The organism is Pseudomonas sp. E1MeOHC2, assembly GCF_058745025.1.
Map to the genome: position 1 here is coordinate 1089395 of NZ_CP196675.1, position 26536 is coordinate 1115930.

At 61.9% G+C, this 26536-nt stretch carries 23 protein-coding genes; 12 read left to right on the forward strand and 11 right to left on the reverse strand.

Features of this window, described 5'->3' with window-relative positions:
- Positions 1-376: 376 nt before the first annotated feature.
- Entirely contained in the window at positions 377-1273 is an 897-nt protein-coding gene (locus ACSSU5_RS04790; protein ID WP_492560708.1) for a formate/nitrite transporter family protein, read from the forward strand.
- Between the two features lie 3 nt (positions 1274-1276).
- Here the strand turns inward: ACSSU5_RS04790 and ACSSU5_RS04795 are convergent, their stop codons facing one another.
- Positions 1277-2371 (reverse strand): MBL fold metallo-hydrolase, encoded by a 1095-nt coding sequence (locus ACSSU5_RS04795; protein ID WP_492560709.1) that lies wholly within the window; start codon positions 2369-2371, stop codon positions 1277-1279.
- Positions 2372-2501: 130 nt separating this feature from the next.
- Between ACSSU5_RS04795 and ACSSU5_RS04800 the strand changes: the two genes are divergently transcribed.
- Both ACSSU5_RS04800 and ACSSU5_RS04805 read left to right on the forward strand, forming a co-directional pair.
- Positions 2502-3575 carry a diguanylate cyclase gene (locus ACSSU5_RS04800; protein WP_492560710.1) on the forward strand — a complete coding sequence of 358 codons (1074 nt, stop codon included), beginning with the start codon at positions 2502-2504 and terminating at the stop codon, positions 3573-3575.
- 56 nt (positions 3576-3631) lie between these two features.
- The gene (locus tag ACSSU5_RS04805; RefSeq protein WP_492560711.1) at positions 3632-6220 is read left to right on the forward strand and encodes a bifunctional diguanylate cyclase/phosphodiesterase; all 2589 of its coding nucleotides are present in this window, start codon (positions 3632-3634) and stop codon (positions 6218-6220) included.
- A 48-nt stretch (positions 6221-6268) separates the two neighbouring features.
- On the opposite strand, the gene ACSSU5_RS04810 is transcribed toward ACSSU5_RS04805, so the two are convergent.
- The 8 genes from ACSSU5_RS04810 to ACSSU5_RS04845 form a co-directional block, all read right to left on the reverse strand.
- Positions 6269-6589: a DUF2025 family protein gene (locus ACSSU5_RS04810; protein ID WP_264311917.1), complete on the reverse strand. Its 321-nt coding sequence runs from the start codon at positions 6587-6589 to the stop codon at positions 6269-6271.
- Positions 6590-6845: 256 nt separating this feature from the next.
- Positions 6846-7715 carry an efflux RND transporter periplasmic adaptor subunit gene (locus tag ACSSU5_RS04815; protein WP_492560712.1) on the reverse strand — a complete coding sequence of 290 codons (870 nt, stop codon included), beginning with the start codon at positions 7713-7715 and terminating at the stop codon, positions 6846-6848.
- Positions 7716-7749: 34 nt separating this feature from the next.
- Complete coding sequence (locus ACSSU5_RS04820; RefSeq protein ID WP_264311915.1) at positions 7750-7956, reverse strand: DUF1656 domain-containing protein; 207 nt, start codon at positions 7954-7956, stop codon at positions 7750-7752.
- A complete protein-coding gene (locus tag ACSSU5_RS04825; RefSeq protein ID WP_492560713.1) occupies positions 7943-9931 on the reverse strand; it encodes an FUSC family protein in 1989 nt (662 codons plus the stop codon). Before ACSSU5_RS04825 ends, ACSSU5_RS04820 begins: the two co-directional genes overlap by 14 nt.
- A 182-nt stretch (positions 9932-10113) precedes the next feature.
- Positions 10114-10230 carry a cytochrome c oxidase subunit CcoM gene (gene ccoM / locus ACSSU5_RS04830; RefSeq protein ID WP_003254862.1) on the reverse strand — a complete coding sequence of 39 codons (117 nt, stop codon included), beginning with the start codon at positions 10228-10230 and terminating at the stop codon, positions 10114-10116.
- A gap of 135 nt (positions 10231-10365) precedes the next feature.
- Positions 10366-10527 carry a hypothetical protein gene (locus ACSSU5_RS04835; RefSeq protein WP_077068735.1) on the reverse strand — a complete coding sequence of 54 codons (162 nt, stop codon included), beginning with the start codon at positions 10525-10527 and terminating at the stop codon, positions 10366-10368.
- Between the two features lie 67 nt (positions 10528-10594).
- Positions 10595-10924: an aspartate-semialdehyde dehydrogenase gene (locus tag ACSSU5_RS04840; RefSeq protein WP_264311913.1), complete on the reverse strand. Its 330-nt coding sequence runs from the start codon at positions 10922-10924 to the stop codon at positions 10595-10597.
- Positions 10925-10985: 61 nt separating this feature from the next.
- Positions 10986-11681: a M949_RS01915 family surface polysaccharide biosynthesis protein gene (locus tag ACSSU5_RS04845; RefSeq protein ID WP_492560714.1), complete on the reverse strand. Its 696-nt coding sequence runs from the start codon at positions 11679-11681 to the stop codon at positions 10986-10988.
- Positions 11682-11832: 151 nt separating this feature from the next.
- On the opposite strand from ACSSU5_RS04845, the gene rapA reads away from it, so the two are divergent.
- Together rapA and ACSSU5_RS04855 are read left to right on the forward strand one after the other, a co-directional pair.
- Entirely contained in the window at positions 11833-14679 is a 2847-nt protein-coding gene (rapA, locus tag ACSSU5_RS04850; RefSeq protein ID WP_264311911.1) for an RNA polymerase-associated protein RapA, read from the forward strand.
- A 220-nt stretch (positions 14680-14899) separates the two neighbouring features.
- The gene (locus tag ACSSU5_RS04855) at positions 14900-17164 is read left to right on the forward strand and encodes a putative bifunctional diguanylate cyclase/phosphodiesterase (RefSeq protein WP_492560715.1); all 2265 of its coding nucleotides are present in this window, start codon (positions 14900-14902) and stop codon (positions 17162-17164) included.
- Here ACSSU5_RS04855 and ACSSU5_RS04860 read toward each other — a convergent pair.
- Together ACSSU5_RS04860 and ACSSU5_RS04865 are read right to left on the reverse strand one after the other, a co-directional pair.
- The gene (locus tag ACSSU5_RS04860; protein WP_492560716.1) at positions 17064-17951 is read right to left on the reverse strand and encodes an NAD(P)-dependent oxidoreductase; all 888 of its coding nucleotides are present in this window, start codon (positions 17949-17951) and stop codon (positions 17064-17066) included. The two genes, ACSSU5_RS04855 and ACSSU5_RS04860, sit on opposite strands and share 101 nt — an antisense overlap.
- Before the next feature lie 210 nt (positions 17952-18161).
- On the reverse strand, positions 18162-18467 hold the full coding sequence (locus tag ACSSU5_RS04865; protein WP_264311908.1) for a DUF2288 domain-containing protein: 306 nt from the start codon (positions 18465-18467) through the stop codon (positions 18162-18164).
- A gap of 360 nt (positions 18468-18827) precedes the next feature.
- On the opposite strand from ACSSU5_RS04865, the gene ACSSU5_RS04870 reads away from it, so the two are divergent.
- From ACSSU5_RS04870 to ACSSU5_RS04900, 7 genes are all read left to right on the forward strand, one after another.
- Positions 18828-19943, forward strand: coding sequence for a branched-chain amino acid ABC transporter substrate-binding protein (locus ACSSU5_RS04870; RefSeq protein WP_492560717.1), 1116 nt, complete (start codon positions 18828-18830; stop codon positions 19941-19943).
- A 186-nt stretch (positions 19944-20129) separates the two neighbouring features.
- Entirely contained in the window at positions 20130-21053 is a 924-nt protein-coding gene (gene livH / locus ACSSU5_RS04875) for a high-affinity branched-chain amino acid ABC transporter permease LivH (RefSeq protein ID WP_003254876.1), read from the forward strand.
- Entirely contained in the window at positions 21050-22306 is a 1257-nt protein-coding gene (locus ACSSU5_RS04880) for a high-affinity branched-chain amino acid ABC transporter permease LivM (RefSeq protein ID WP_264311906.1), read from the forward strand. Before livH ends, ACSSU5_RS04880 begins: the two co-directional genes overlap by 4 nt.
- Positions 22303-23070 (forward strand): high-affinity branched-chain amino acid ABC transporter ATP-binding protein LivG, encoded by a 768-nt coding sequence (livG, locus tag ACSSU5_RS04885; protein WP_027594237.1) that lies wholly within the window; start codon positions 22303-22305, stop codon positions 23068-23070. The genes ACSSU5_RS04880 and livG overlap by 4 nt, the downstream gene beginning before the upstream one ends.
- The gene (locus tag ACSSU5_RS04890; RefSeq protein WP_085273538.1) at positions 23071-23772 is read left to right on the forward strand and encodes an ABC transporter ATP-binding protein; all 702 of its coding nucleotides are present in this window, start codon (positions 23071-23073) and stop codon (positions 23770-23772) included. It begins immediately after the preceding gene.
- A 231-nt stretch (positions 23773-24003) separates the two neighbouring features.
- Positions 24004-24678 carry a COG3650 family protein gene (locus ACSSU5_RS04895; RefSeq protein ID WP_264311905.1) on the forward strand — a complete coding sequence of 225 codons (675 nt, stop codon included), beginning with the start codon at positions 24004-24006 and terminating at the stop codon, positions 24676-24678.
- A 103-nt stretch (positions 24679-24781) separates the two neighbouring features.
- Positions 24782-26395 (forward strand): NAD(P)/FAD-dependent oxidoreductase, encoded by a 1614-nt coding sequence (locus tag ACSSU5_RS04900; RefSeq protein WP_264311904.1) that lies wholly within the window; start codon positions 24782-24784, stop codon positions 26393-26395.
- Positions 26396-26536 lie beyond the last annotated feature (141 nt).

A 26536-nucleotide genomic window follows, 5' to 3' on the forward strand; every position in this document is an offset into this window, starting at 1 on the left:
GTGATGCTGATAATCTTTGTGACTATCAATCCATACTCACAAGCACCCACACGAATTGCTTGATTCAATTTGTTAAAGAGCGTTTGGTTAAGAGCTTTTCGCCTCAACCGAGGTGCGCATTCTACGCTTTCCTCATTTGCTGTCAAGCGTTTATTTTGAAGTTTTTTACCGCCGCTTTCTTTCGAAAGCCTTCAACTTCAACAACTTACCGCTTGCCCCGAAGCGTTCATCGCTGCGAGGAGGCGAATAATACGCGCTTTAAATTCAGAGTCAACACCTTGATCTGAAAAAACTTTCCAATCGCCTTTCACGGTCACCCGCAACTAATGAAGGCGTAACCGATCTGTAGATAAACACCCCACGGAGCATGGCGATCATGAGCGATGCGCAAAGCGAGAAAACGCCAGGCCTCTCGGCGGACGAAGAGCAGGAAGTCAGCCAAAATCAGCCACCGCGAGCAGCGGTGCTGCACGAAATCATTCGCTACCAGGGCGATCAGGAGCTCGAACGCACGCTTGCAGCACTGTGGTGGTCGGCGTTGGCCGCAGGGTTGTCCATGGGGCTATCGCTCATGGCAATGGGCTTGTTCTATGCGCGCCTTCCCGCTGGGGACAGCGCCCAGGTGATCGCGAGCATTGGCTACAGTGCCGGTTTCCTTGCTGTAATCCTCGCCCGCCAGCAACTGTTCACCGAGAACACGCTGACTGCCGTGCTGCCAGTAATGACCTCGCCTACCCTGGCCAACTTCGGCCGCCTGTTGCGCCTTTGGAGCGTGGTGTTGCTCGGCAACCTGGCAGGCACCCTGCTGGTGGCCTGGGTCATGCTTGAACTGCCGATCTTCGACAGCAAGACCGACGTGGCCTTCCTTGAGGTCGGTCGCAAGGTAATGAAGAATGACATTAGCCAGATGTTCGCCAAAGGCATTGTCTCGGGCTGGATGATCGCCACCATGGTCTGGATGATTCCGTCGATGGAGCACGCCAAGATCTGGATCATCCTGATGATCACGTACTTCATGGCCTTGGGCGATTTCACCCATATAGTCGTGGGTTCGGTCGAGGTGTCCTACCTGGTCTGGGCCGGCGAAGAGACCTGGCGCAGCTTCTGGATGCAGTTCGCCCTGCCGACCCTGGCCGGCAACATCATTGGCGGCAGCTTCATCTTCGCGCTGATCAGCCATGCGCAGGTGCGCAGTGACAGCGGCAAGCCGCCCTCGCGGTTACTGGACGACCAAGCGCCGCCCTCCCCTCACCCGAAAGACACTGAAAGATGACCCTCAGCGCACTGCCACTGCACGCTCTGCCGAGCGCCCGCGCTCATGCACAGGCTTTGGTTGCCACCAGTTCTGCCCGGCATGGGGCGAGTCGAGGCTGACCCGCTCCCCCATCTGCGGTGTGCTTAGCCGTACCTGCGCTTGCGCGGTCAGGGCCAGAATGCGCTCGAAAGGCTCCTGCCAGCCATGGGTGGACAAGTCGAACGTGCCGTTGTGGATCGGCAGCAGCCAGCGCCCCTTCAGATCGAGGTGTGCCTGCAGGCTCTGCTCCGGCTGCATGTGTACGTTCGGCCAGGCGACGTTATAAGCCCCAGTCTCGATGAGGGTCAGGTCGAAAGGCCCGAAGCGCTCGCCGATCTGCCTGAAACCATCGAAGTAACCGGTGTCGCCACTGAAGAACAACCGCAGCTGTTCATCGACCATCACCCAGGACGCCCACAAGGTCCGGTTGCTGTCGAACAATCCACGCCCGGAAAAGTGCTGCGCCGGCGTCGCGATGAAACGCACACCCTCGACTTCGGTCTCCTGCCACCAATCCAGCTGACGGACCTTTTCTGCCGGGACGCCCCATTCAATCAACAGGTCGCCCACGCCGAGCGGTGCCAGGAAAAACCCGGTACGTGGGGCAAGCCGACGAATCGCCTGCTCATCCAGGTGGTCGAAGTGATCATGCGACAAAATTACCGCGGCCAACGGCGGCAGCTCGTCCAGACCCAGCGGTGCGGCATGAAAACGCTGCGGCCCCGCCCACTGCACCGGTGAGGCGCGTTCGGCGAATACTGGGTCGGTAATAAAGAAACGCCCACGCAACTTGAGCAATATCGTGGAATGGCCCAAGCGCCAGAGGCTGTGATCAGGTGCATCGAGCACCTGCTGCCGGGTCATGGGCTGCACGGCGATAGCGGTGGCGGGACGTGTTTCGGGCGGCTTGCGCAAAAGCAGGTACTTGAGGCCGATGCGCAGCTTCTTCATCACGCCATCCTGAGGCAGGCGTGCCTGATTGTGGAACCGGCCGTCTCGCTGTGGCGCCGGCTCGCCGGCAGCGTTAGCCAAGGGAGACATGAGCATCAGCACTCCGAGCAACAGGAAAGCCTTCATATTACCCCACAGTGATCGCATCAACCGTGAATTGGCTTGTAAGGTCATTTTTCATAGATGAAACACTGTTCAACAATATTCACACGAGTTATGCGATAAACGGCGCCTTAACAGAAGAACGATAACCATGATGGACAACCGCAGCGGCAAGGGACTTTCTTTCGTCAAACGCATCTACCTGCCGCGCATCATTGGCATGGGCATCGGCCTGTTCAGTGTCATGGCAGCGTTGGCGCCACTGTCGCCGCCCACCTGGGTCTGGCTGCTGATGCTGTTCAACGGCATTCTCTGGCCCCATGTGGCCTACCTGTGGGCGATCCGCTCGACAACGCCTTATCAGGCAGAGCAACGCAACCTGCTGCTGGACTCGCTGATGGGGGGCTTCTGGACCGCCGCCATGCAGTTCAATCCGCTGCCCAGCGTGACCGTACTGTCGATGATGACCATGAACAACGTCGCCGCAGGCGGCAAGCGCCTGGTAGCACGTGGCGTGCTGGCGCAGCTCGCCGGCATGCTCCTGGCCACGCTTGTGCTCGGCCCCGGGCTGCAGCTCAATGCCACGCCTCTGCAGGTTTACGCCTGCCTGCCAATGCTCACGCTGTATCCACTGGCCCTTGGCTGGGTCTGCTACCAACTCGCAATCAAGTTGGCAGAACACAAGCGCCGCCTCAGTGCGCTTAGCCTTACCGACAGCCTGACCGGGTTGCTCAACCACGGTGCCTGGAAAGACCTGCTCTTGGTCAAGTTCCAGACCTGCCAGCAACAACAGCAACAGGCGGTCATCGCCCTCATCGACATCGACCACTTCAAGACCATCAACGACACGTTTGGTCATGTGGTCGGCGATTGCGTGCTACGGCAGATGAGCGAAGAGCTCAAACGCAACCTGCGTGACGTTGACCAGGCCGGGCGCTATGGCGGCGACGAGTTCTGCGTGATTCTGCCAGACACTAATGAGGCCCAGGCTTGCCAGGCCATGGAGCGCTTGCGCGAGCGGGTGGCGAACTACCGCAATGCGCAACTGCCGCATTTGCGTATCAGCCTCAGCATCGGCCTGTCCGCCTTCCAGGCCGACCTCGAATCGCCCGAACACTGGCTCGAACAGGCCGACAAAGCGTTGTACACCGCCAAGCACGGTGGCCGCGACCAGGTCAATTTCGCGCAAAGCGAGGCCACCGTGCTCAGGCTGGCCTATCCTGACTGAACTTCCTTCCTGATTGCCCAGTGGGAGGCAGCTGTTCTTGAAGGAGTTGCTCACGCATGGCCAGGACCGCCAACCTTCCACCCACCCTTCCCACCCCCCGATTTCAAGTCCGCCGCTTGCTTGCAGGCTTTTGCGCGGTTTTCGCCCTGGCATGCCTGGTCACCTTGGGCGCACTGCTCAATATTGCCGCCACTCTCGATCGCCAAGAGCAGCAACGCAGTGCATTCCATGCCACCCAGGCCCTCGAGCAACGCCTGCTCGCCTCACGCCAGTTCCTTTCCAGCTATGCCGTATGGGATGCCGCGTTTGAACACCTGTCCGGCAAGGCGGACTGGAAGTGGGCCTATGAAGAGAAGAACGTTGGCGAATCACTGTACAGCGCCAGTGGTTATGAAGGCGTATTCGTGGTGGACGACCAACGCACCACCTATGCCCTGTTCAAAGGCAAGCCCAGCGAAGCCGATGCCAGTACTTATATAGAAGCGCCCCTGCAGCCCATCATCAGCGAAGCGCGAGGTGCCGCCAGCGCGCGTGAACAAATCACCCGCTTCGTGCTGTTCAACGGCTGGCCGGCAGTACTCAGCGCCGCCGCCATACGCCCCGACAGGGACGTTTCGGACAGCGAAGTGAACCAGGCGCCGGTCATGCTGTTCGTCGATCAACTGACCGAGGACAAGCTCACGCGCCTGGGCACCGGCGCCGGCCTGGCTGGCATGCATGTCGAGAAAGACAGCGCAGGCGCGCATGGCCACCAGCGCATCGAACTGGGCGATACCGGCTACCACCTGGCCTGGACAAGCCCGCTGCCGGGGCGGCAACTGTTGTGGGCAATGCTCCCTCCGCTGCTCTGCGCCCTGCTGATACTGGGCCTGGTGATGCTTTACCTGTTCCGTCATGCCTTGCGCAGCTCCCGTGCCATCGACCTCAGCCTGAAACGCCTGCAACAGAGTAACCAGGCCCTGGAAGCCAGCGAGCAGCGTTTTCGCGCAGTGGCCGAAGCGGCTTCCGACTGGATCTGGGAAACCGATCGACAACAACGCCTGACCTACCTTTCTCAGCGTTTCGTCAGCGTTACCTGTTACCCGGTGGACGTGTGGCTGGGCCAGCCCGTCAACCAACTGCTGGCCTGCGATACCACGCCACTGTCACCCTGGTTCGACGCTTTGGCCGCTGCCGACCCGCAGCAGTTGGCGAACCTGCGCTGCACCTACCGTGACCACAACGGGCAGAACCGCTATTGCCGCATTTCGGCGCGGGCGATCTGGTACGACGGCAAGCCTACCGGCTTTCGCGGTACCGCCAGCGACATCACCGACGAAGTCGACGCCCATGCGCGCATCCAGCATCTCTCGCTGCACGACCCACTGACCGGGCTTGCCAATCGCAACAAACTCGCCAGGCATCTGGAGCAAGTATTGTTGCGCGGCAGCGACTCGCCCCCACTCACGTTACTGCTGCTGGACCTGGACAACTTCAAGCCGATCAACGACTCCCTCGGCCACGCCGCCGGTGACGCCGTACTGCAAGAGGTGGCGACCCGCCTGCGCGACAGCACCCGCGATGTCGACCTGGTCGCGCGCCTGGGGGGTGACGAATTCATTCTGGTGCTCAATGGCATGGATAACCGCAGCGAAGTCGATCGCTTCTGCGCACGCCTGATCGCTCTGTTGCAGCAACCCATCGTCTTTGACAACCAGCCACTGCACATAGGTGCCAGCATTGGCGTTGCACAGAGCCGCACGCTGGGTTTCGATGCAGGCGAACTGATCCGCTGCGCCGACATCGCGCTGTACCAGGCCAAGGCAGATGGCAAGAGCACCTGGCGCTATTTCGCCGCCGAAATGAACCAGCAGATCCAGTACCGCCGGCAGTTGGAGAATGACTTGCGGCGGGCCCTGCAGAACCAGGAGTTCGAGCTGCACTACCAGCCGCGCTATCGCCTGGGCGACCTGCGCATCGTCGCGGTCGAAGCCCTGCTGCGCTGGCAACACCCGCAGGAAGGGCTGCTGGGGCCCGACACGTTCATCCCGCTGGCCGAGCAGAGCGACATCATTGTCGCGCTGGGCCGCTGGGTACTGCGCGAGGCGTGCCGCACGGCCCATGACTGGCCGGCGGGCCTGTTGATTTCGGTCAACCTGTCGCCCGCACAGTTCTTGCGCAGCGACGTGGTGGCCGATGTGCGCGAGATCCTGCTGGAAACCGCGTTCCCCGCCCAGCGCCTGGAGCTGGAGATTACCGAAAACGTGATGCTCAACGACATTGAAGGCGCACTCAGCACCATGCTGTCACTCAAGGAACTGGGAGTTCGCCTGAACATGGACGACTTCGGCACCGGTTATTCGTCCCTGGGCTATCTGCGCACCTACCCGTTCGACAGCATAAAGATCGACAAACGCTTCATCGCCGGGCTGAACAACACCAGTGGTAGCGATCGCGCCGTGGTCCAGGCCATCATCAACCTGGGCGAAGCCATGGGGCTGACGGTGACGGCCGAGGGCGTGGAGAGTGAACAGCAGCTCAGAACGCTGGAGAAGGACCACTGCCATGAAGTGCAGGGGTATTTCCTGAGCCGACCGTTGGATAAAGACAGCCTCGAAGCGCTACTGCGACAGCTACCCGAAAGCTCGGCGCAGGGCCTGTTGTAGGAACAGCCTTGTCGCAGCGCAAGCGTGTTCCTACACAACGGCGGGCTGTCAGCGGATGTTGCGTTCGGCCACGATCTCGGGCAAATCGCTGCGCCGCAAATAGGTACGCAAAGGCTCGCCGATGTTCAAGCGGTCGTCCACATGCTGCTCCAGCAACAGTGCCAGGCGTTCGCGGCACAAGGCCATGCGCAGCCCTTGCTCGGGCCGCCAGACGAATTCGCTGCAGGGGGTAATGCTGTCGTCGGCCACGTCCATGCCGAAAGCGTCTTCGGAAAATCGCACGATGTGAACGCCGCGCTTGCCATGAAAGCCGACGAAACCATTGAGCTGCTCTGCGGCGTTGCAGATATCCTGGGAAGTGATGGCCATGACGTAACCTCGCAATTTAATCGGAAGTGACGCACGCCTGGCGGTAAACGGTCGCCTCTGCCGGGCAACTCGCAGTGGCTAGCCTAACGCAAGAGGCAAAGCATTCGCCAAAGTTTTTCATCTTCCGTCGAAAGGCCGTGCGATGTGCTGGACTTTAGCCTGGGTCGCCAGCAGCACCGCCATCTTGCTCATAAAACCATGGCACATGCCTTTGCCGGGCATAGGGCAAGTCAGCCGTTAAGCAGCCCTAGAGTCATCACTGTAGATTGCGGTCTTCATGCACCTGCACGCTGGCGGTCATCCCTGCGCTCAGGTTCATGCCCTGGGGGATCTGGTCGAGGCGGATGCGCACGGGTATCCGCTGCGCCAACCGCACCCAGTTGAAGGTTGGCTCGACTTCCGGCAGCAGTTGGCTGTCCGGGTTGCTGTTGCGGTCGGTGATGCCCCGGCTGATGCTCTCCACATGCCCTTGCATCGCCTCGCCCGCGCCCATCAGCCAGACCTTCACCGTGTCACCGACGCGGATGCGCGGTAGCTTGGTTTCTTCGAAATAGGCCTGGATATAGAACGTCGAGTCATCCACCAAGGCCATGACCGACTCGCCGGTGTTCACATAGTTGCCCTGGGCCAAACGCAAGTTGGTGATATGCCCGCTGCGCGGCGCCCGCACTTCACTGCGCGCCAGGTTGATCTTGGCCACCTGCAGCTGCGCCTCGGCCTCATGCAGTTCGCCCCGGGCGATGGCGGCATTGATCTGGGCATTTTCACGCAGCTCGGCACTGATCGCCTCCGGCCCCAGGGCCGTCCGCCGCGCCGCTTCACGCTCGCGCAGGCGCAGTTGCTGGGCGCGGGTCTCGGTCACCGCGCTGGCCTGGTCGAAAGCCGCCTGGAAGCGTTCGCGGTCGATACTCATGAGCAAATCGCCGGCCTTGACCTGCTGGTTGTCGTGCACCTTGAGCTCGCGTACCCAACCAGAAACGTCCGGGGCGATCACCACCACGTCGGCGCGTACACGGGCATCGCGGGTCCAGGGGGTGAGCATGTAGTACTGCCACAGCTGGTAGCCGGCCAACAGGGCAAGGGCCACCACACACAGGGTCACCAAGGTACGTACGGCAGTACGCATCGAATCACTCCTTACTAAAACGTTACAAAAGCCCTTATGCAGCCCCTAGCACTCGCACCACCAGGAACAACACACACACGAACAATGCCGCATCGAACAGTGCTTCATGCCAGATCCAGCGGCCCAATGGCGTGGCTTGCACCAGCAAGCGCAGCAGCCCGGTGCACAACAGCGCCAGCAGCACATAAATCAAAAACGGACTGAGCAGCACGCCGCCCAGCGACCATTCACGCAACCCCATGAACCTCCTCCTGCCAGCGGCACCACTTGCCCCAGCTCTTCTGCAACTGCAGCACCGCGCCTTCGGCCAGGCGCAGCGGATCACTCGCAGGCAGCCGGCGCAAGGCTTCAATGAATTGCGCGCTGGCGCTGTCCAGACGCTGCCCACGCCCGGCTGCCGGCCCTTTGGCCAGCACCGCCTCTACCTGTTGCAGGTACTCGCGTTCGGCCCGCCCCAACGGTGCCTTGGCGACCGCCAGGCACATGCGCAGGTGCACCAGTTCGTCGCCGATGTCCAGACCGTGCAGGCCATCGTCCCAACGTTTGCGCTCGCTTTCAGGCAACTCACCGGCATGCCGCGCCAGTTGCATGAGGCGGTCGGCCATGCGCCCGCCAAACCAACTGTCGGCGCCACGCAGGTCGCGCCGGGTCAGGCGCACCAGGTCGCTTTGGGTCGCCGCCCGCAGGCGTCGGCCAAGCCAGGCCGGGTGACGGAACACCAGCAAACGAAACGCCATCACGGCAGCAGACACCCCCACCAGCATCGCCAGCGCGCTGTTGAGCATGCTGGCTACGCCAAACTGCATGACGTTCAGCGGCGCTACCAACACGATGAAGTGCAGGCAATAAGAGGTAGCGGTCGCCCCGGTACGCGGGTGGGCCATGCCCAGGGCGCCGAGAAACAGTGGCACGCCCATGCCCAGGCAGAGCATGGCGAAGCTGCTCCATTGGGGCAAAAGAATCTGCCCGACCAAAAAGGCCGCAGGGATCGCCAGCAGGATGCCACGCAGGAAACTGAGGCCGATCTGGGCGCCGTTTTCGCGGCTGGCAAACAGGCTGCAGACGACACAGGTCAACACCAGACCGCCCGGCGCAGATGGCCAGGCGGTCGCCAGCCAGAAGCCACTCATCACCAGAAACGCCAGCGCGCTGCGTGAGCCGAACAGCAATGCCAGCGACCAGTCGCGGTGCGCGGCCAGGCCTTGGGATACATCCTTGGGCGCCCTGCCCGCTTCGACATCGTCCAGGGCCTGGGTCGCGGCCATCGCGTAATCCAGCAACAGCGCCATGCGCGCCAGGCAATAATGCTCGGCAGAGCTGATTTGCTCATCATGGGCGGCGTCCCAGATGCGCTGTCGCAACAGCAACAGGCTCGGTTGATCGGGTTTAGCCAATTGCGCGCGCACCTCGTCCAGCCAAGGCGACAGGTGCCGGGCTTCGCCTTCATCAAGCTGCCGCCACTGCCGGCGCACCGAGCGGGAAATACGCAGCAGCACCATCAGTTTCTGGCTCAGGCCGCGAATGGCTCGGGCTCGCTGACGCCCACGATTACCTTCGAACCAGGCATGTTCGCGCTGGCTGTCGATGGCGACGATGCGCCCAAGGCTTTCCAGCAGCCCTTTACGCGCCTCATCCTCCCCCCCCAGCATGGCGCTGGCCGCCTGCAAGCCATTGTGCCAAGCCTGCCTGGCCTGACCACCCAACTGCTGTTCCACGCGCATCGGCCAGATCAGGGCACTGGTGGCGGTGGCGCAGAAGATCCCCAGGCAAATCTCGGTGCAGCGGGCCACGGCCTGGTCGAACACCTGAAGCGGGTGATCGATCGCGGGCAAGGCGATGATCGCAGCGGTGTAGCCGGCCAGCACAAAGGCGTAGGCCCAGGCGCTGCGCAGTTGGGTAGAGGCCGCCGTGCACAGTGCCAACCATAAGGCCAGGGTAATCAGGAACAGGCCCGGCGTCTGGGCGAACACGCCGATGAAGAGCACCGACATGAAGGTGCCGACCAAGGTGCCGGCCAGGCGCGCAAGGCCCTTCTGCACCACCATGCCAGACAACGGCTGAGCCACGATGAAAGCCGTCATCAGTGCCCAAGACGGCTGCTCCAGCCCCCAGCGCATCGCCAACCATAGCGCCAGACCACCGCCGAGCAGGGTCTTGATGGCGAATTTGAGGGCGAGGCTGCTGGGTGCGAACAGGGCCTGAAGAGTAATGGGCACGAGGCGGACCTTGCGGGGATGGTCAGGTAAACGATAGACAATGAAGAGAAGAATAAGGCGGAAACGATTAATTAGCTAGCTAATCATCTTCTTGAAGGCTGCGTTGCCTGACATTTCACAGGCAAAAAAAATGGGCGACCGAAGTCGCCCTAAATGCCTTGCGTGCTCGTGAATCCGGAAGGTCAGCGCGGCTTGCGCTTGTTCGAGTCCTTCCAGATGAAAATGCCCAGACCGGCAAAGAATGCGACCATCAACCCAACCGTTACCACACCTGCGATAACCACGTTGTCGAAGAACATGTCGGCCTCCCTCTTCGTTTGCCGTTGTCCGATGGATGCAAGGTAACGAATGTGGGGGCGGGGAAAATTGATCGGGGTCAATGGTGCCCGGGACCGGGCACGCGAGGCGGGTGCAGGGTTGACCTGCGTCAAGTTTCAGCGCTTCTTGGGCTTGCCCTTGGGTTTCTTTTTCTTGGCCGCACTCAAGGGCATGGCTTGCTCGAAGGCCTGGCGCACTTCGTTGAGGCGCTTTTCTTTGAGGTCGTGAACGCGCTTGGCACGTTCGGCATCGAAATCGATGAGGTTGTCTTGGCTCATGGGTGGGCTCGACGATCAACTGAGGCTTACATGATGAAGCCAGGCACGGACGCTGACCAGCCCCGCGTCAGACTTCGATGTCGACCAGCAGCCCCTGGCGCGGGCTCTCGCCCATCAGCGGGGCCACCGGTACGGTGTTGTCGGCATTGACCTCGTCACCGGGTAGCGCGCTGTAACGCTCGCCGTCGCGCTTCTGCCGACGTTGCTGTTGACGCCGTTGCTCATCACGCAAGATCAAGGCCTGCTCCTGCGGGTCGCGCTGCTGCTTGAGGTCGATGGCGCTTTCACCAGACGCGGGCTGCGTGGGAACCACTGGCTTGATGTCGGGGGTTGGCTTGACCGGGTCCTGTTGCGAGGTTACCGGGGCTGCACTGAGCGGAATGATCGGCGGTAACATGGCAAGTCTCCTATTACCCCTGTATCGGCGGGCGGTCACCTACCTTGAATACAGACAACGCTTATTCGGCTTCGTCATCGGGGTCGTCATCGCTCGGCGGGCTTGCCTCGCTCCAGGGCCGCTTGTAGACCTGCTGCCAGACCGCGTCCATGTGCTCGCGCACTACGGGCGGCGCGCCCTTGAGCGAGGCGCTGTCCTCGCGCTCACCGCCGATCGGTTCCTCGCCCGCTGGCGTGATCAGCGACTGGCCGGTAATGGTGTAGCTGGCCTGGCCCTCGCGCATTTCGATGGCGATATCGTGAGGGTCGATGCCGCCGCCGCAGAAGGCATGGCTGGCGACCGTCAGCTCGGCGATGCCGTCCTTGTTCAGGTCACTGACATCACTGACATCGGTATAGAAGTCGACATCCAGGTCCAGCCCCGGGCAGGTGGTTTCCTGTTCGATCTGCCAACGTGCCTTGAACGCATCGCTTTCGGCCATACGCCCATACAACGTGGCCTTGAGCACCACCTTGTCCACTTCCTGCTGGTTCTGTGCGTCGGTGGCCTGGCCATCGGCGCGGCTCAGCACCAGCAGGCCTTCGCCGTCACGGTCACGAAAGTGCACGCTCTTGATCGGCGTCTGCACGCCCAGGGCCTCAAGCTGCCCGGGCGGAATCGCCGGCAAGGTCTCGAAGCTTTTTTGTTCGCAGGCGGCCAACAGCACCAGGCTGCTCACGGCCAGGGAAGCGTTCAACCAGCGGTGCTTGGCGGACATGTTGATACGCAGCCCTCGTCAGCAAGACGGTGTTGGTCGATGAAACGGCTAGACTGTTGGTCTTCGGCACCCTTCGGTGCACTTCAACACTTTGGTCTGACCGGCCGATCCGTTAACATAGCCGGCTTTTCATCGCGGGAGTTCAGGCAGTATGGCGCAGCAGTATCAACCGGGGCAACGCTGGATCAGCGACAGCGAAGCAGAGCTCGGCCTGGGTACCATCCTGGCGCAGGATGGCCGCCTGTTGACCGTGCTCTACCCGGCCACTGGCGACACCCGCCAGTATTCCCTGCGCAATGCGCCGCTGACCCGCGTGCGCTTCTCGCCAGGTGACCAGATCACCCACTTCGACGGCTGGAAGCTGACCGTGCGTGAGGTCGACGATGTCGATGGCCTGCTGGTCTACCACGGCCTGGACGGGCAGAACCAGCCGCGTACCCTGCCGGAAACCCAGCTGTCGAACTTCATTCAGTTCCGCCTGGCCAGCGACCGCCTGTTCGCCGGCCAGATCGACCCGCTGTCGTGGTTCAGCCTGCGTTACAACACCCTGCAGCACACCAGTAAACAGATGCAATCGTCGCTCTGGGGCCTGGGTGGCTGCCGCGCCCAACCGATCGCTCACCAGTTGCACATCGCCCGCGAAGTCGCAGACCGCAGTGCGCCACGGGTTCTGCTGGCTGACGAAGTAGGCCTGGGCAAGACCATCGAGGCCGGCCTGGTCATCCATCGCCAGCTGCTCTCCGGGCGCGCCAGCCGCGTGCTGATCCTGGTCCCGGAAAACCTCCAGCATCAGTGGCTGGTGGAAATGCGCCGGCGCTTCAACCTGCAGGTGGCGCTGTTCGACGCCGAACGCTTCATCGAGAGCGATGCCAGCAACCCGTTCGAAGACGCCCAGCTCGCGCTGGTCGCCCTGGAATGGCTGGTTGACGACGAGAAGGCCCAGGACGCGCTGTTTGCCGCAGGCTGGGACCTGATGGTGGTCGATGAAGCCCACCACCTGGTCTGGCATGAAGACCAGGTCAGCGCGGAATACGGCCTGGTCGAGCAACTGGCCCAGGTGATCCCTGGCGTGCTGCTGCTCACCGCCACCCCCGAACAGCTCGGCCAGGACAGCCACTTCGCCCGGCTGCGCCTGCTCGACCCCAACCGCTTCCACGACCTGGTGGCGTTCCGTGCCGAGAGCGAAAACTATCGCCCGGTCGCCGAGGCGGTACAGGAGCTGCTTGACGAAGGCCGCCTGTCGCCCAAGGCCCACGCGACCATCCATGGCTTCCTGGGCGCCGAAGGCGATGCCCTGCTGGCGGCCGTCAGCGATGGCGATACCCAGGCCAGCGCGCGCCTGATCCGCGAGTTGCTCGACCGCCACGGCACCGGCCGCGTGCTGTTCCGTAATACCCGTGCAGCGGTTCAGGGCTTCCCCGAGCGCCAGTTGCATGCCTACCCGGTGGCCATGCCGGAGCAGTACCGCGACCTGCCGCCTGGCGAAAAGGCTGAGCTGTACCCGGAAGTCGCCTTCCAGGCTCACGGCGACACCACTGATGACGAGCGCTGGTGGCGTTTCGACCCTCGGGTCGACTGGCTGATCGATACCCTCAAGATGCTCAAGCGCACCAAGGTGCTGGTGATCTGCGCCCATGCCGAGACCGCCATGGACCTGGAAGACGCCCTGCGCGTGCGCTCCGGCATACCGGCTTCGGTGTTCCACGAAGGCATGAGCATTCTTGAGCGTGACCGCGCCGCCGCCTATTTCGCGGACGAGGAATTCGGCGCCCAGGTGCTGATCTGTTCCGAGATCGGCAGCGAAGGCCGCAACTTCCAGTTCTCTCATCACCTGGTGATGTTCGACCTGCCGGCCCACCCGGACCTGCTTGAACAGCGTATCGGCCGTCTCGACCGGATCGGCCAGAAGCACACCATCCAACTGCACGTGCCCTACCTGCAGGACAGCCCGCAAGAGCGCCTGTTCCAGTGGTACCACGAAGCGCTCAATGCCTTCCTCAACACCTGCCCGACCGGCAACGCCCTGCAACATCAGTTCGGCCCTCGCCTGCTGCCGCTGCTTGAAAGCGGTGACAGCAAAGCCTGGGAAGCGCTGGTGGCCGATGCCCGCAACGAGCGCGAACGCCTGGAAGCCGAGCTGCACAGCGGCCGCGACCGCTTGCTGGAACTCAACTCCGGCGGCGCCGGCGAAGGGCAGGAACTGGTCGAAGCGATTCTCGAACAGGACGACCAGTTCGCCCTGCCGATCTACATGGAAACCCTGTTCGACGCGTTCGGCATCGACAGCGAAGACCATTCGGAAAACGCCCTGATCCTCAAGCCAAGCGAGAAGATGCTCGACGCCAGCTTCCCGCTGGGTGACGACGAAGGCGTCACCATTACCTACGACCGCGCCCAGGCGTTGTCCCGCGAGGACATGCAGTTCCTGACCTGGGAGCACCCGATGGTCCAGGGCGGCATGGACCTGGTACTGTCCGGCTCGATGGGCAATACCGCCGTTGCGCTGATCAAGAACAAGGCCCTCAAACCAGGCACCGTGCTGCTCGAACTGCTGTTCGTCAGCGAGGTGGTGGCACCGCGCAGCCTGCAGCTTGGCCGCTACCTGCCACCGGCAGCCCTGCGCTGCCTGCTCGACACCAACGGCAACGACCTGGCGTCGCGCGTGGCGTTCGAAACGCTCAACGACCAGCTCGAAAGCGTGCCTCGCGCTAGCGCCAACAAGTTCGTCCAGGCCCAGCGTGATGTGCTGTCCCAACGCATCAGTGGTGGTGAAGCCAAGATCATGCCGACCCACGTCGAGCGTGTGGCCGAAGCCCAGCGCCGCTTGAAGGCCGAGGCCGACGAAGAACTGGCGCGCATGATTGCCCTCAAGGCCGTCAACCCAAGCGTGCGCGACAGCGAGATCGACGCCCTGCGCAAGCAGCGTGAAGACGGCCTGGCGATGCTGGACAAGGCGGCCTTGCGCCTGGAAGCGATTCGCGTGCTGGTAGCTGGCTGATTCTTTCACCGGCATCAGGGGGCTGCATTGCAGCCCCATCACGACACAAGGCCACTCCCACAGCAGTCATATTCCTGACTGCGATTAGGCTCATAACCAAATCGTAGAAATCAAAGTGCCATTAGTCAGGAAGGCCTAACTACCTCTTCCTATACTGCGTCTGGACAGTCTCCCAAGGGTTGTACCGGAGACGAGTGAAAACTCGACCACGAGGCGCGCAATGGAATGGCTGGGACTGCAACTGTTCGCCGATCTTCCGGCAACCGGACGCATCGTCATCGATTGTCGGCACGAACCCTTCCTGGTCCTGCTCGCCTACACCGTGGCTTGCGCTGCGTGCTTCGCGACCCTGGACATGGTCGAGCGCCAATCCCATAGCGAACAGCCCACCGCGCAACGCCAATGGCGCATGCTCGGCGCCTGCTGCCTGGCCGGCGGTGTCTGGGCCATGCACTTCATCAGCATGTTGGCATTCCAGGCCCCCCTGGAGCTTCACTACGACGTCTCGCTGACGGTCCTTTCACTCCTCATTGCCCTGATCGTTGCCTGGGTGGGCATGAACAGCCTCAACCGTAGCCACATGCGCCCGCACCATTACCTGAAAAGCGCAGTGCTGATCGCTGCCGGCATCATTCTCATGCACTTCGTTGGCATGGCCGCCCTGGAGACCAGCGCCCATCAGTACTACCAGACCGGGCTGCTGCTGGCCGCCATGGCCATCGCCCTGCTCACCAGCCTCGCGGCGCTGCTGCTGGCGCGGTATTTTCGCAACGGTAGCGGCACGTTGCACCAGGCCCTGAAGTATGGCGCCAGCCTGCTGATGGCCGGCGGCATCGTCGCGACCCATTTCACCGCGATGTCGGCCATGACCCTGGTCATTCCAGCCGACACCGCCCTGCGCTTGCCCTCTGCAGACAACAGCCTGCAACTGGGGCTGACCATTGCCTTCATCACCCTGCTGATCAGTGGTGCCAGCATCAGTGCGGCATTGGCCGACAAGAAGCTGCAAAGCAAGGAACACGACCTGCGCCGGGTCAGCGTGCTGCTCAACCAACTGGATCAGGCACGGGCCTCGCTGCAACAGGCCGCGCACTACGACGCCCTGACCAACCTGATCAACCGCCGCGGCTTTAATCAGGTATTCGCCGAACGCCTCGCCGAACAGAACGCCGATGAAAACCGCCTGGCGGTGATGTTTCTCGACATCGACCATTTCAAACGCATCAATGACAGCCTTGGCCATGCGGCCGGCGACGAACTGCTCAAAGTCATTGCCAACCACATCAAGGCAGCCACCCGCAGCCAGGACCTGGTGGCACGATTCGGTGGCGACGAGTTCTGCGTGGTCACCAGCCTCAATAACCGTGATGAGGCACGCCATCTAGCGCAGCGCATCATGCAACGGATGAAAGAGCCCATCGACCTGGGCGGCCGGCGCATGGTCATGACCACGAGTATCGGTATCAGTATTTTCCCCGACGATGGCAACACGGCCGAAGAGTTGCTCAAGCACGCCGACCTTGCCCTGTACCAATCCAAGGGCAACGGGCGCAACAGCCTGAACTTCTTCAACGACAGCCTGAAAACCCGCGCCACCCTTGCCCTGCAGCTGGAAGAAGAATTGCGCATCGCGCTGCTGGAGGAACGCGGGCTGTGCGTGCACTACCAGCCGATCTTCGACCTGCGCAATGGCCAGGTGGCCAAGCTCGAAGCCCTGGTACGATGGCAGCATCCACAACACGGCCTGCTCGGGCCCGACCGGTTCATCGGCATTGCCGAAGCCAATGGCTTGATCATCGACCTCGACTTGTGGGTGCTGCGCCATGCCTGTGCCGACCTGGCCCAGCTGCACCGCCACGGCTATGGCGACCTGAAGGTTACGGTGAACTGCTCGGCAGTGACCCTCAGCCACGACGAACTGGCCAGCGAAGTGGAGAAAGCGCTGTTTCATTCAGCGCTGGCGCCCCGCCACCTGGAGCTGGAGGTCACCGAAAACGCCTTGATGGGAGACATTCAGCGCACGGTCAGCCTGCTCAAGCGCGTTCGCGCCCTGGGCGTGGCCCTGTCGATCGATGATTTCGGCACGGGTTACTCTTCGCTGGCCTACCTCAAGCGCTTGCCGCTTGATGTCCTGAAAATCGACAGGACATTCCTGCAGGATGTGCCAGGCAGCCAGAAAGATCGCGAGATCGTCCAGGCCATCATCGTCATGGCCCACACCCTGCACCTGCAGGTGGTCAGCGAGGGTGTGGAAACCGTCGAACAGCTTGAATTCCTAGAAACCCACGGCTGCGACTACCTGCAGGGTTACCTGCTCAGCCGCCCGGTGACGCTGGGCGAATTGCGGCCAATCCTCGAGCGGCTGGAACGCCACAACGGCGTGCTCAGCCCTTGCTGCGATACAGCGATACCAGGGTCGCCGGATCTTTTTGCAGATAGCCCTGGCTACCGTGCAAGCGCATCAATTGCGCGGCGAGGCCACTGAGCGGTGTCGCCGAGCCCTGCTCGCGGGAAAACTTGACCGCGCTGTCGAGGTCCTTGAGCAACGTACGCACATGCCACTTGATCGGCTCGAAGCGGCTCTCGGCCATTTGCGGGGCGAGGATCTGCAAGGGTTTCGAATCGGCAAAGCCGCCCGCCAAGGCCTCGGCGATCAGGGTCGCATCGACGCCCGACTGCTCGGCCAACGCCACCACTTCGGCAATCACCAAGGCATTGCAGGCCACGATCATCTGGTTGCAGGCCTTGGTCACCTGGCCCGCGCCCACAGCGCCCATGTGCGTCACACGCTGGCCAAGGGTCAGCAGCACCGGTTGCGCGCGTTGCACATCAGACGCGTCACCACCGACCATGATTGCCAAGGTGCCGGCCTCTGCGCCCGGCGTGCCACCGGACACCGGCGCATCCACCCAGGCCATGCCAGACAACGCCGCGAGCTCTGCGGCCATCTCGCGGGTGGCGGTCGGTTCAAGGCTGGAGAAGTCGATCAGCAGTTGGCCACTGCGCCCACCCTGCGCAATGCCCTGCTCACCAAACACCACTTCGCGCACCACCGCCGTGTCGGCCAGGCACAGCAGCACCATGTCGCTGTCGCGGCACAGCTCGGCCGGGCTTGCCGCCAGGCGCGCGCCAGCCGCCACCAGCTCGGTGCATTTGTCCGGGCTGCGGTTCCACACCGTCAGGGGGTACCCGGCAGCCAGCAGGCGCCGGCACATCGGCAGGCCCATCAGGCCGATGCCGGCGAATCCTAGCGAAGGTAGTTGTGAGCTCATGAACGACTCCTGGCACATTTGTTATTTTTAAGGCCGCAGTCAGGGCACTGCTGCCGTGGCATACCCGCGAAGGGCCCTGCGGCGACCCCATTACGCATCCCGTAAACTGTTACCGCCACGCCGAATTGTTACTTACCTCTACCCACCTGATCGCCCTCAAGCACCAGATTGAGGCAGCTGCGTATTTTCACGCACCAAAAACGTTCACGCTCATTCCGAGCGCTTCGCCTGAATCACGATAAACGGTGAAACCACCACCGCCCAGATCTCTGGATCGCGGCTTTGCAGGTCCACTGCCTGCTCGGCTGTGACCGGCCCAACAGTGCCATCACTACGCCACTTGGCGAAGATCTCGCTGCGATTCTCGGCCATCGCTTCGGCAACGGTGATCAGGTCCAGGCTGGGGTCGACCCAAATCAGGTCACCCTTTGCCCAGAAGCGCTCCAGCGCTTTCCACTCGATGATTGCCGTCTCGCCAATCAATTTGGCATAGAGGGTGCTTGTTTGATCAGTCATGGGTTGCTACCCGCAAAAATCGGCCAATAAAAAAGGCCGCTATTTTTGCAGAAAAACCCGGTTTCAAATACGTAATTTGGTCGATTGGCCCCGAACTTGTGGGGTGGGGCCGCAGATGCAGGCTAATTGATGGCGCTTTTCTGTATCTTTATGTCGATCATGCGACAACCCAGGAAACAGGCTCTTTTTGACCGCTTTTCAAGCGCTCGAACAGCGCTCTACACTGTACCGGTACAGTTCCGGGACATGTTCCGGGGGAAGGTGGGCATGCAGTATGGCGTGGCCATACCGCAAATCCCGCCCGGTCTGTAGCCCTGGCCGCCAGGACTATAAGAATTACAACAGAATGAGTGGAGCACTATGATCAAGATTTCCAAGCTGTTCGCCGCAATGGTTCTGGCCGGGGTAGCCAGCCATTCGTTTGCCGCCGATACCATCAAGATCGGGATCGCAGGTCCTAAGACCGGCCCTGTGACCCAGTACGGCGACATGCAGTTCATCGGCGCCAAGCAAGCTATCAAAGACATCAACGCCAAGGGCGGCGTCGATGGCAAGATGCTTGAAGCCAAGGAATACGACGACGCCTGCGACCCTAAACAGGCCGTTGCAGTCGCCAACAAAGTGGTCAACGACGGCGTCAAGTACGTCATCGGCCACCTGTGCTCCAGCTCCACCCAGCCTGCGTCCGACATCTACGAAGACGAAGGCGTGATCATGATCACCCCCGCCGCCACCAGCCCGGAAATCACCGCGCGTGGCTACAAAATGATCTTCCGTACCATCGGCCTGGACAGCGCCCAGGGCCCGGCCGCCGGCAACTACATCGCCGACCACGTCAAACCGAAAGTCGTCGCGGTCCTGCACGACAAGCAGCAGTACGGTGAAGGCATCGCCACCGCAGTCAAGCAAACCCTGGAAGGCAAAGGCACCAAGGTTGCCGTGTTCGAAGGCCTGAACGCCGGTGACAAGGACTTCTCCTCGATCATCCAGAAGCTCAAGCAGAACAACGTCGACTTCGTCTACTACGGCGGCTACCACCCAGAGCTGGGCCTGATCCTGCGCCAGGCTCAGGAAAAAGGCCTGAAAGCCAAGTTCATGGGCCCAGAAGGTGTCGGCAACGACTCCATCTCGCAGATCGCCCAGGGCGCTTCCGAAGGCTTGCTGGTCACCCTGCCGAAGTCGTTCGACGCAGACCCTGCGAACAAGGCCATCGTCGACGCCATCAAGGCTGACGGCAAAGACCCAAGCGGCCCGTTCGTGTTCCCGGCCTATTCGGCTGTCGAGCTGATTGCCGAAGGCATCAAGGCCGCCAAGTCCGAAGACACCGACAAGGTGGCAGCCGCCATCCACGCCGGCTCCTTCAAGACCCCTACCGGCACCCTGTCGTATGACGAGAAGGGCGACCTGAAAGACTTCAAGTTCGTGGTCTACGAATGGCACTTCGGCAAGCCGAAGACTGAAGTTTCCCCTCAGTAACTGCGTGACTAAATAGCTGACCGTAAAAGCCCACTGTGCGAGCAGTGGGCTTTGTTTTACGAGGTTCATGGACCTGATTCCCGCGATCCGGGGGCCGGTTCACCTGAAAATCTTAAAACCGTCACTCGCGGTTTCCTGGCCTACCCCCGCCAGCGAAATGCAAATCAGGTTTTTAGGAGCGCTGTAATGCCTGAGATCTACCATTTCTTCCAACAACTGGTTAATGGATTGACCATCGGCAGCACCTATGCCTTGATCGCCATCGGCTACACGATGGTGTACGGCATCATTGGCATGATCAACTTCGCCCACGGCGAGGTGTACATGATCGGTTCCTACGTGGCCTTCATCGCCCTGGCGGGCCTGGCCATGATGGGTATCCATTCGCTGCCGATCCTGATGACCGTCGCCTTCGTTGCGACGATCTTCGTCACCAGTGCCTATGGCTACAGCATCGAACGGGTTGCCTACCGCCCCCTGCGCAACAGCAACCGTCTGATTCCGCTGATCTCCGCCATCGGCATGTCGATTTTCCTGCAGAACACGGTCTTGCTTTCGCAGGACTCCAAGGACAAATCCATCCCCAACCTGATCCCTGGGAGCTTCTCCTTCGGGCCGGGTGGCGCTGAAGAAGTCCTGATCAGCTACATGCAGGTCCTGGTGTTCGTGGTCACCCTGGTGGCCATGACCTTGCTCACCCTGTTCATCTCCCGTTCCCGCCTGGGCCGCGCCTGCCGCGCCTGCGCCGAGGACATCAAGATGGCCAACCTGCTGGGCATCAACACCAACAACATCATCGCCCTCACTTTCGTCATTGGTGCCGCACTGGCGGCGGTGGCGGCCGTGCTGCTGAGCATGCAGTACGGGGTGATCAACCCCAACGCCGGCTTCCTGGTGGGCCTCAAAGCCTTTACCGCAGCTGTGCTGGGTGGCATCGGCAGTATTCCGGGCGCCATGCTCGGTGGGCTGGTGCTGGGTGTGGCCGAGGCCTTCGGCGCCGACATCTTCGGCGACCAGTACAAGGATGTGGTGGCATTCGGTCTCTTGGTGCTTGTCCTCCTGTTCCGGCCGACCGGCATCCTGGGCCGCCCGGAGGTTGAAAAAGTATGAACAAAAATCTCAAACAGGCGTTCTTCAGCGCCTTGCTGGTCTGGGCCGTGGCCTTCCCGGTACTGGGCCTGAAACTGAGCATCGACGGCATCAGCCTGATCGTGCACAGCCAGGGCTCGTTCACCATCAGCATCATCGCCGCCTGCTCGGTGTTGATGTTCCTGCGTGTGCTGTTCGACAAGCAGTGGAGTTCGGTGATGGGTCGCCGCTCGGATCGCAAGCTGATGCCGCCTGCGGTAAGCAATTACCTGACCCTGCCCAAGACCCAGCGCTGGATCATCATGGGGCTGATCGTGGCCGCGCTGGTCTGGCCGTTCTTCGGCTCGCGCGGTGCGGTCGACATCGCCACGCTGATCCTGATCTACGTGTTGCTTGGCCTGGGCCTGAACATCGTGGTCGGCCTGGCGGGCTTGCTCGACCTGGGTTATGTGGGCTTCTACGCCGTGGGTGCCTACAGCTATGCCATGCTGTCGCACTACCTGGGCTGGAGCTTCTGGGTGTGCCTGCCGATCGCCGGCCTGATGGCCGCCACCTTCGGCTTCCTGCTCGGCTTCCCGGTGCTGCGCCTTCGGGGCGACTACCTGGCCATCGTGACACTCGGGTTTGGCGAGATCATCCGCCTGTTCCTGCGTAACCTCACCGACTGGACCGGCGGCCCCAACGGCATCAGCAACATCCCCAAGCCGGAGCTCTTCGGCTTGACCTTTGAACGCCGTGCCGCCGAGGGGATGCAGACCTTCCACGAGTTCTTCGGGCTGGAATACAACTCGATCAACAAGGTCATCTTCCTCTACCTGGTAGCCCTGCTGCTGGCCTTGCTGGCGCTGTTCGTCATCAACCGCCTGCTGCGCATGCCAATCGGTCGTGCCTGGGAAGCCTTGCGTGAAGACGAGATCGCCTGCCGCGCACTGGGCCTGAACCCTACCGTGATCAAGCTCTCGGCGTTCACCCTGGGTGCCTGCTTCGCCGGTTTTGCCGGCAGCTTCTTCGCTGCCCGCCAAGGCTTGGTGACACCCGAGTCGTTCACCTTCATCGAGTCGGCGATCATCCTCGCCATCGTCGTGCTCGGTGGCATGGGCTCACAACTGGGCGTGATCCTCGCGGCCATCGTGATGATCCTGCTGCCCGAGCTGATGCGTGAGTTCAGCGAATACCGAATGCTGATGTTCGGTGCGCTGATGGTGTTGATGATGATCTGGCGTCCGCAAGGCCTGCTGCCTATGCAACGTCCACACATGGAGCTGCGTCGATGAGCCGCGAAATTCTGCAAGTCAGCGGCCTGAGCATGCGCTTCGGCGGCTTGTTGGCGGTCAACGGCGTGGCCCTGACCGTCAAGGAAAAACAGGTGGTGGCGCTGATCGGCCCGAACGGCGCAGGCAAGACCACCGTGTTCAACTGCCTGACCGGTTTCTACAAGCCCAGCGGCGGCACCATCCTGCTCGATGGCCAGCCGATCCAAGGCCTGGCCGGCCACCAGATCGCCCGCAAGGGCGTGGTGCGGACCTTCCAGAACGTACGCCTGTTCAAGGAAATGACCGCGCTGGAGAACCTGCTGATCGCCCAGCACCGGCACTTGAACACCAACTTCTTCGCGGGCCTGTTCAAGACCCCGAGCTTCCGCCGCAGCGAGAAGGAGGCCATGGAGCGCGCGCAGTACTGGCTGGAGAAGGTCAACCTGACCGAGTTCGCCAACCGTACCGCCGGCACCCTCGCCTACGGCCAGCAACGCCGCCTGGAAATCGCCCGCTGCATGATGACCCAACCACGGATCATCATGCTCGACGAACCGGCTGCGGGCCTGAACCCGAAAGAGACCGAAGATCTCAAGGCACTGATTGCCTATCTGCGCGAATCACACAACGTCACCGTGCTGCTGATCGAGCACGACATGAAGCTGGTGATGAGCATTTCCGACCATATCGTGGTGATCAACCAGGGTACCCCCCTGGCAGATGGCACGCCGGAGCAGATTCGCGACAATCCTGATGTGATCAAGGCTTACCTGGGGGAAGCGTAAATGCTGAAGTTCGAGAACGTTTCCACTTTCTACGGCAAGATCCAGGCGCTGCACAGCGTCAACGTTGAGATCAACCAGGGCGAGATCGTCACCTTGATCGGCGCCAACGGCGCGGGCAAGTCGACCCTGCTGATGACCTTGTGCGGCTCGCCGCAAGCCCATAGCGGCAGCATCAAGTACCTGGGTGAAGAGCTGGTCGGCCAGACCTCCTCGCACATCATGCGCAAGAGCATCGCCGTCGTCCCGGAAGGGCGCCGCGTGTTCGCCCGCCTGACAGTCGAAGAGAACCTCGCCATGGGCGGGTTTTTCACCGACAAGGGCGACTACCAGGAGCAGTTGGACAAGGTCCTGCAGCTGTTCCCGCGCCTGAAGGAGCGTTACATCCAGCGTGGCGGCACCATGTCCGGTGGCGAGCAGCAGATGCTCGCCATTGGCCGAGCACTGATGAGCAAACCCAAGCTACTGCTGCTTGACGAGCCATCACTGGGCCTGGCCCCGATCATCATCCAACAGATCTTCGACATCATCGAACAGCTGCGCCGTGACGGCGTGACCGTGTTCCTGGTGGAGCAGAACGCCAACCAGGCGCTGAAGATCGCTGACCGTGCCTATGTACTGGAGAACGGACGGGTGGTGATGCAGGGCACGGGTGAAGCACTGCTGAGTGATCCGAAGGTACGTGACGCCTACCTCGGAGGTTGATGAACAAAGGGCCTTCGGGCCCTTTTTTGCCAGAACGAGATGCACCACTAGTACCGGCCCTTTCGCGGGGCAAGCCCGCTCCCACAAGAAATATAGGCACAGATCAGAGGCCTGTGGGAGCGGGCTTGCCCCGCGAAAGAGCCGGTGCCGGCAACACATCAGCGCTTGTGAACCCTGCCCAGCCTGAGTAACGTGGCCAGCTCTTTTGCAACGTTCGCCGGAGCCCGCCCCATGCGCCTCACCCCCTCCCTGCTGCTCGCCGCCCTGCTGCCACTGTTCGCCGGCTGCCAGCTCATGGCTGCCACGCCGACCGACCCGAACATCGGCACCACGCGCATGCAGGGCGAACTGAGCGCCGCCGGTGGCCAGTTGCTGTTCAAACCCTGCAATGAAAGCCGCCGCTTCGTGATCAACGACGTCGCCGGCACGGGGATCCTGCAGGAAGCCGCCAACCTCGCCAAGGATGCGGGCGACAAGCTGTTCGCCGATGTACGTGGCCGCCTTACCGGCAGCAAGCAGGCCAACAACGACGGCCAGCTCGAAGTCCGTCGCCTGTACCGCCTGGAACCCTCGACCCGCGCCTGCGAAGACCCCAACTTCAAGCAACTGACCCTGCGTGCCAACGGCCATGAGCCCGACTGGGACATCAAGGCCAGTGGCAAGGGCATGGTCGTCAGCCGCGTTGGCCAGGCGCCGCTGCCGCTGCCGTTCCTGGAGGAAGAAGTGCCAGGTGGCGGCCTGACCCTGACCAGCGAAGCCAACGGCCAGCACGTGGAGCTTTGGGTCGCACCGCAACGCTGCGTGGACAGCGCCACCGGGGCGGTCCGTCACCTGCGCGCCGAGCTGCGTATCGACGGCAAGACCCTGCAAGGCTGCGGTTACTACGGTGGTGCACGCGACAACTGATCGCCGGGCGCTTTTATCCTGCCAGTCAGGGCGGCGAACAGCTTATACTTGGCGGTTTGTGTAAAGCCGCCGGCCGCCCATGGCCGGGATACTGGACCCTGCCATGCTACGAATCACCGAACTGAAGCTGCCCCTGGACCACCCTGACGAAGCCCTGCGCGAAGCCATCGTCCAGCGCCTGGGCATCAGCGATGAGCAATTGCTCAGCTTCAACCTGTTCAAGCGCAGCTACGACGCACGCAAGAAAAACAGCGAGCTGCTGTTCATCTACACCATCGACCTCGAAGCCAGCAACGAAGCCGAACTACTTCGCAAGTTCGAAGACGATCGCAACATCGGCGTTGCACCCGACGTCACCTACAGGTATGTCGGCCAAGCCCCCGCTGAGCTTGAACAACGCCCGATCGTGGTCGGCTTCGGCCCTTGCGGCATCTTCGCCGGGCTGCTGCTGGCGCAGATGGGCTTCAAGCCGATCATCCTCGAGCGCGGCAAGGAAGTGCGCCAGCGCACCAAGGACACCTGGGGCCTGTGGCGCAAAAGCGAGCTCAACCCGGAGTCCAACGTGCAATTTGGCGAAGGCGGCGCCGGGACATTCTCCGACGGCAAGCTGTACAGCCAGATCAAGGATCCGCTGCACCACGGCCGCAAGGTGCTGGTAGAGTTCGTCAAGGCCGGCGCGCCGGATGAGATCCTCTACATCAACAAGCCGCACATTGGTACCTTCCGCCTGACCGGCATGGTCGAGCAAATGCGCCAGGAAATCATCGCCCTGGGCGGCGAAGTGCGCTTCCAACAGAAAGTCACCGACCTGCTGACCGATGAGGGCCAACTGACCGGTGTGGTGCTGGAAAGCGGCGAGCAGTTGCAGTCGCGCCATGTGGTGCTGGCCCTGGGCCACAGCGCCCGCGACACGTTCCGCATGCTGCACGCCAAGGGCGTGTACATGGAGGCCAAACCCTTCTCGGTCGGCTTCCGCATCGAGCATCCGCAAACGCTGATCGACAAGGCGCGCCTGGGCAAATACGCCGGCCACCCGAAACTCGGCGCCGCCGACTACAAGCTGGTGTATCACGCCAAGAACGGCCGTTCGGTCTACAGCTTCTGCATGTGCCCAGGCGGCACCGTGGTCGCCGCCACCAGCGAGCCTGGCCGCGTCGTGACCAACGGCATGAGCCAGTACTCGCGTAATGAACGCAACGCCAACTCCGGCATCGTGGTAGGCATCGACCCCGAACGTGACTACCCGGGCGGCCCGCTGGCCGGCATCGAGTTGCAAGAGCGCCTGGAGGCTCACGCCTATGTGATGGGTGGCAGCAACTACCAGGCACCGGCGCAGTTGGTAGGCGACTTCGTGGCCGGCAGGCCCTCCACTGCCCTGGGCAGTGTCGAACCGTCGTACAAGCCAGGCGTGACCCTGGGTGACCTGGCGCCCAGCTTGCCGGACTTCGCCATCGAAGCGATCCGCGAAGCACTGCCGGCCTTCGATCGGCAGATCAAGGGCTACAACCTGCACGATGCGGTGTTGACCGGCATCGAGACGCGCACCTCTTCGCCACTGCGCATTACCCGTGGCGAGGACTTCCAGAGCCTGAACATGAAGGGGCTGTTCCCGGCCGGTGAAGGTGCGGGTTACGCGGGCGGTATCCTGTCGGCGGGCGTGGATGGCATTCGCATTGCCGAGGCGGTTGCGCGGGATATGCTCGGGCTGCAGGGCTAAAATCGCCTGATCAGGCCTCTTCGCGGGCAAGCTTGCGAAGGGGCCATGGCAATTGCCAGATAGTTCTGCTGGGAAAATCAGATTTCCCCTACCCTCACATTCCCAAACTGCATCTAGGCTTCCCACAGCCGAGGCAGCAAC

What these genes read in the sequence shown, in the direction of transcription:
- ACSSU5_RS04790 (WP_492560708.1), top strand. Translation starts at nt 377, where the DNA reads ATGAGCGATGCGCAAAGCGAGAAAACGCCAGGCCTCTCGGCGGACGAA.
- ACSSU5_RS04795 (WP_492560709.1), bottom strand. Translation starts at nt 2,371, where the DNA reads ATGAAGGCTTTCCTGTTGCTCGGAGTGCTGATGCTCATGTCTCCCTTG.
- ACSSU5_RS04800 (WP_492560710.1), top strand. Translation starts at nt 2,502, where the DNA reads ATGGACAACCGCAGCGGCAAGGGACTTTCTTTCGTCAAACGCATCTAC.
- ACSSU5_RS04805 (WP_492560711.1), top strand. Translation starts at nt 3,632, where the DNA reads ATGGCCAGGACCGCCAACCTTCCACCCACCCTTCCCACCCCCCGATTT.
- ACSSU5_RS04810 (WP_264311917.1), bottom strand. Translation starts at nt 6,589, where the DNA reads ATGGCCATCACTTCCCAGGATATCTGCAACGCCGCAGAGCAGCTCAAT.
- ACSSU5_RS04815 (WP_492560712.1), bottom strand. Translation starts at nt 7,715, where the DNA reads ATGCGTACTGCCGTACGTACCTTGGTGACCCTGTGTGTGGTGGCCCTT.
- ACSSU5_RS04820 (WP_264311915.1), bottom strand. Translation starts at nt 7,956, where the DNA reads ATGGGGTTGCGTGAATGGTCGCTGGGCGGCGTGCTGCTCAGTCCGTTT.
- ccoM (WP_003254862.1), bottom strand. Translation starts at nt 10,230, where the DNA reads ATGTTCTTCGACAACGTGGTTATCGCAGGTGTGGTAACGGTTGGGTTG.
- ACSSU5_RS04835 (WP_077068735.1), bottom strand. Translation starts at nt 10,527, where the DNA reads ATGAGCCAAGACAACCTCATCGATTTCGATGCCGAACGTGCCAAGCGC.
- ACSSU5_RS04840 (WP_264311913.1), bottom strand. Translation starts at nt 10,924, where the DNA reads ATGTTACCGCCGATCATTCCGCTCAGTGCAGCCCCGGTAACCTCGCAA.
- ACSSU5_RS04845 (WP_492560714.1), bottom strand. Translation starts at nt 11,681, where the DNA reads ATGTCCGCCAAGCACCGCTGGTTGAACGCTTCCCTGGCCGTGAGCAGC.
- rapA (WP_264311911.1), top strand. Translation starts at nt 11,833, where the DNA reads ATGGCGCAGCAGTATCAACCGGGGCAACGCTGGATCAGCGACAGCGAA.
- ACSSU5_RS04855 (WP_492560715.1), top strand. Translation starts at nt 14,900, where the DNA reads ATGGAATGGCTGGGACTGCAACTGTTCGCCGATCTTCCGGCAACCGGA.
- ACSSU5_RS04860 (WP_492560716.1), bottom strand. Translation starts at nt 17,951, where the DNA reads ATGAGCTCACAACTACCTTCGCTAGGATTCGCCGGCATCGGCCTGATG.
- ACSSU5_RS04865 (WP_264311908.1), bottom strand. Translation starts at nt 18,467, where the DNA reads ATGACTGATCAAACAAGCACCCTCTATGCCAAATTGATTGGCGAGACG.
- ACSSU5_RS04870 (WP_492560717.1), top strand. Translation starts at nt 18,828, where the DNA reads ATGATCAAGATTTCCAAGCTGTTCGCCGCAATGGTTCTGGCCGGGGTA.
- livH (WP_003254876.1), top strand. Translation starts at nt 20,130, where the DNA reads ATGCCTGAGATCTACCATTTCTTCCAACAACTGGTTAATGGATTGACC.
- ACSSU5_RS04880 (WP_264311906.1), top strand. Translation starts at nt 21,050, where the DNA reads ATGAACAAAAATCTCAAACAGGCGTTCTTCAGCGCCTTGCTGGTCTGG.
- livG (WP_027594237.1), top strand. Translation starts at nt 22,303, where the DNA reads ATGAGCCGCGAAATTCTGCAAGTCAGCGGCCTGAGCATGCGCTTCGGC.
- ACSSU5_RS04890 (WP_085273538.1), top strand. Translation starts at nt 23,071, where the DNA reads ATGCTGAAGTTCGAGAACGTTTCCACTTTCTACGGCAAGATCCAGGCG.
- ACSSU5_RS04895 (WP_264311905.1), top strand. Translation starts at nt 24,004, where the DNA reads ATGCGCCTCACCCCCTCCCTGCTGCTCGCCGCCCTGCTGCCACTGTTC.
- ACSSU5_RS04900 (WP_264311904.1), top strand. Translation starts at nt 24,782, where the DNA reads ATGCTACGAATCACCGAACTGAAGCTGCCCCTGGACCACCCTGACGAA.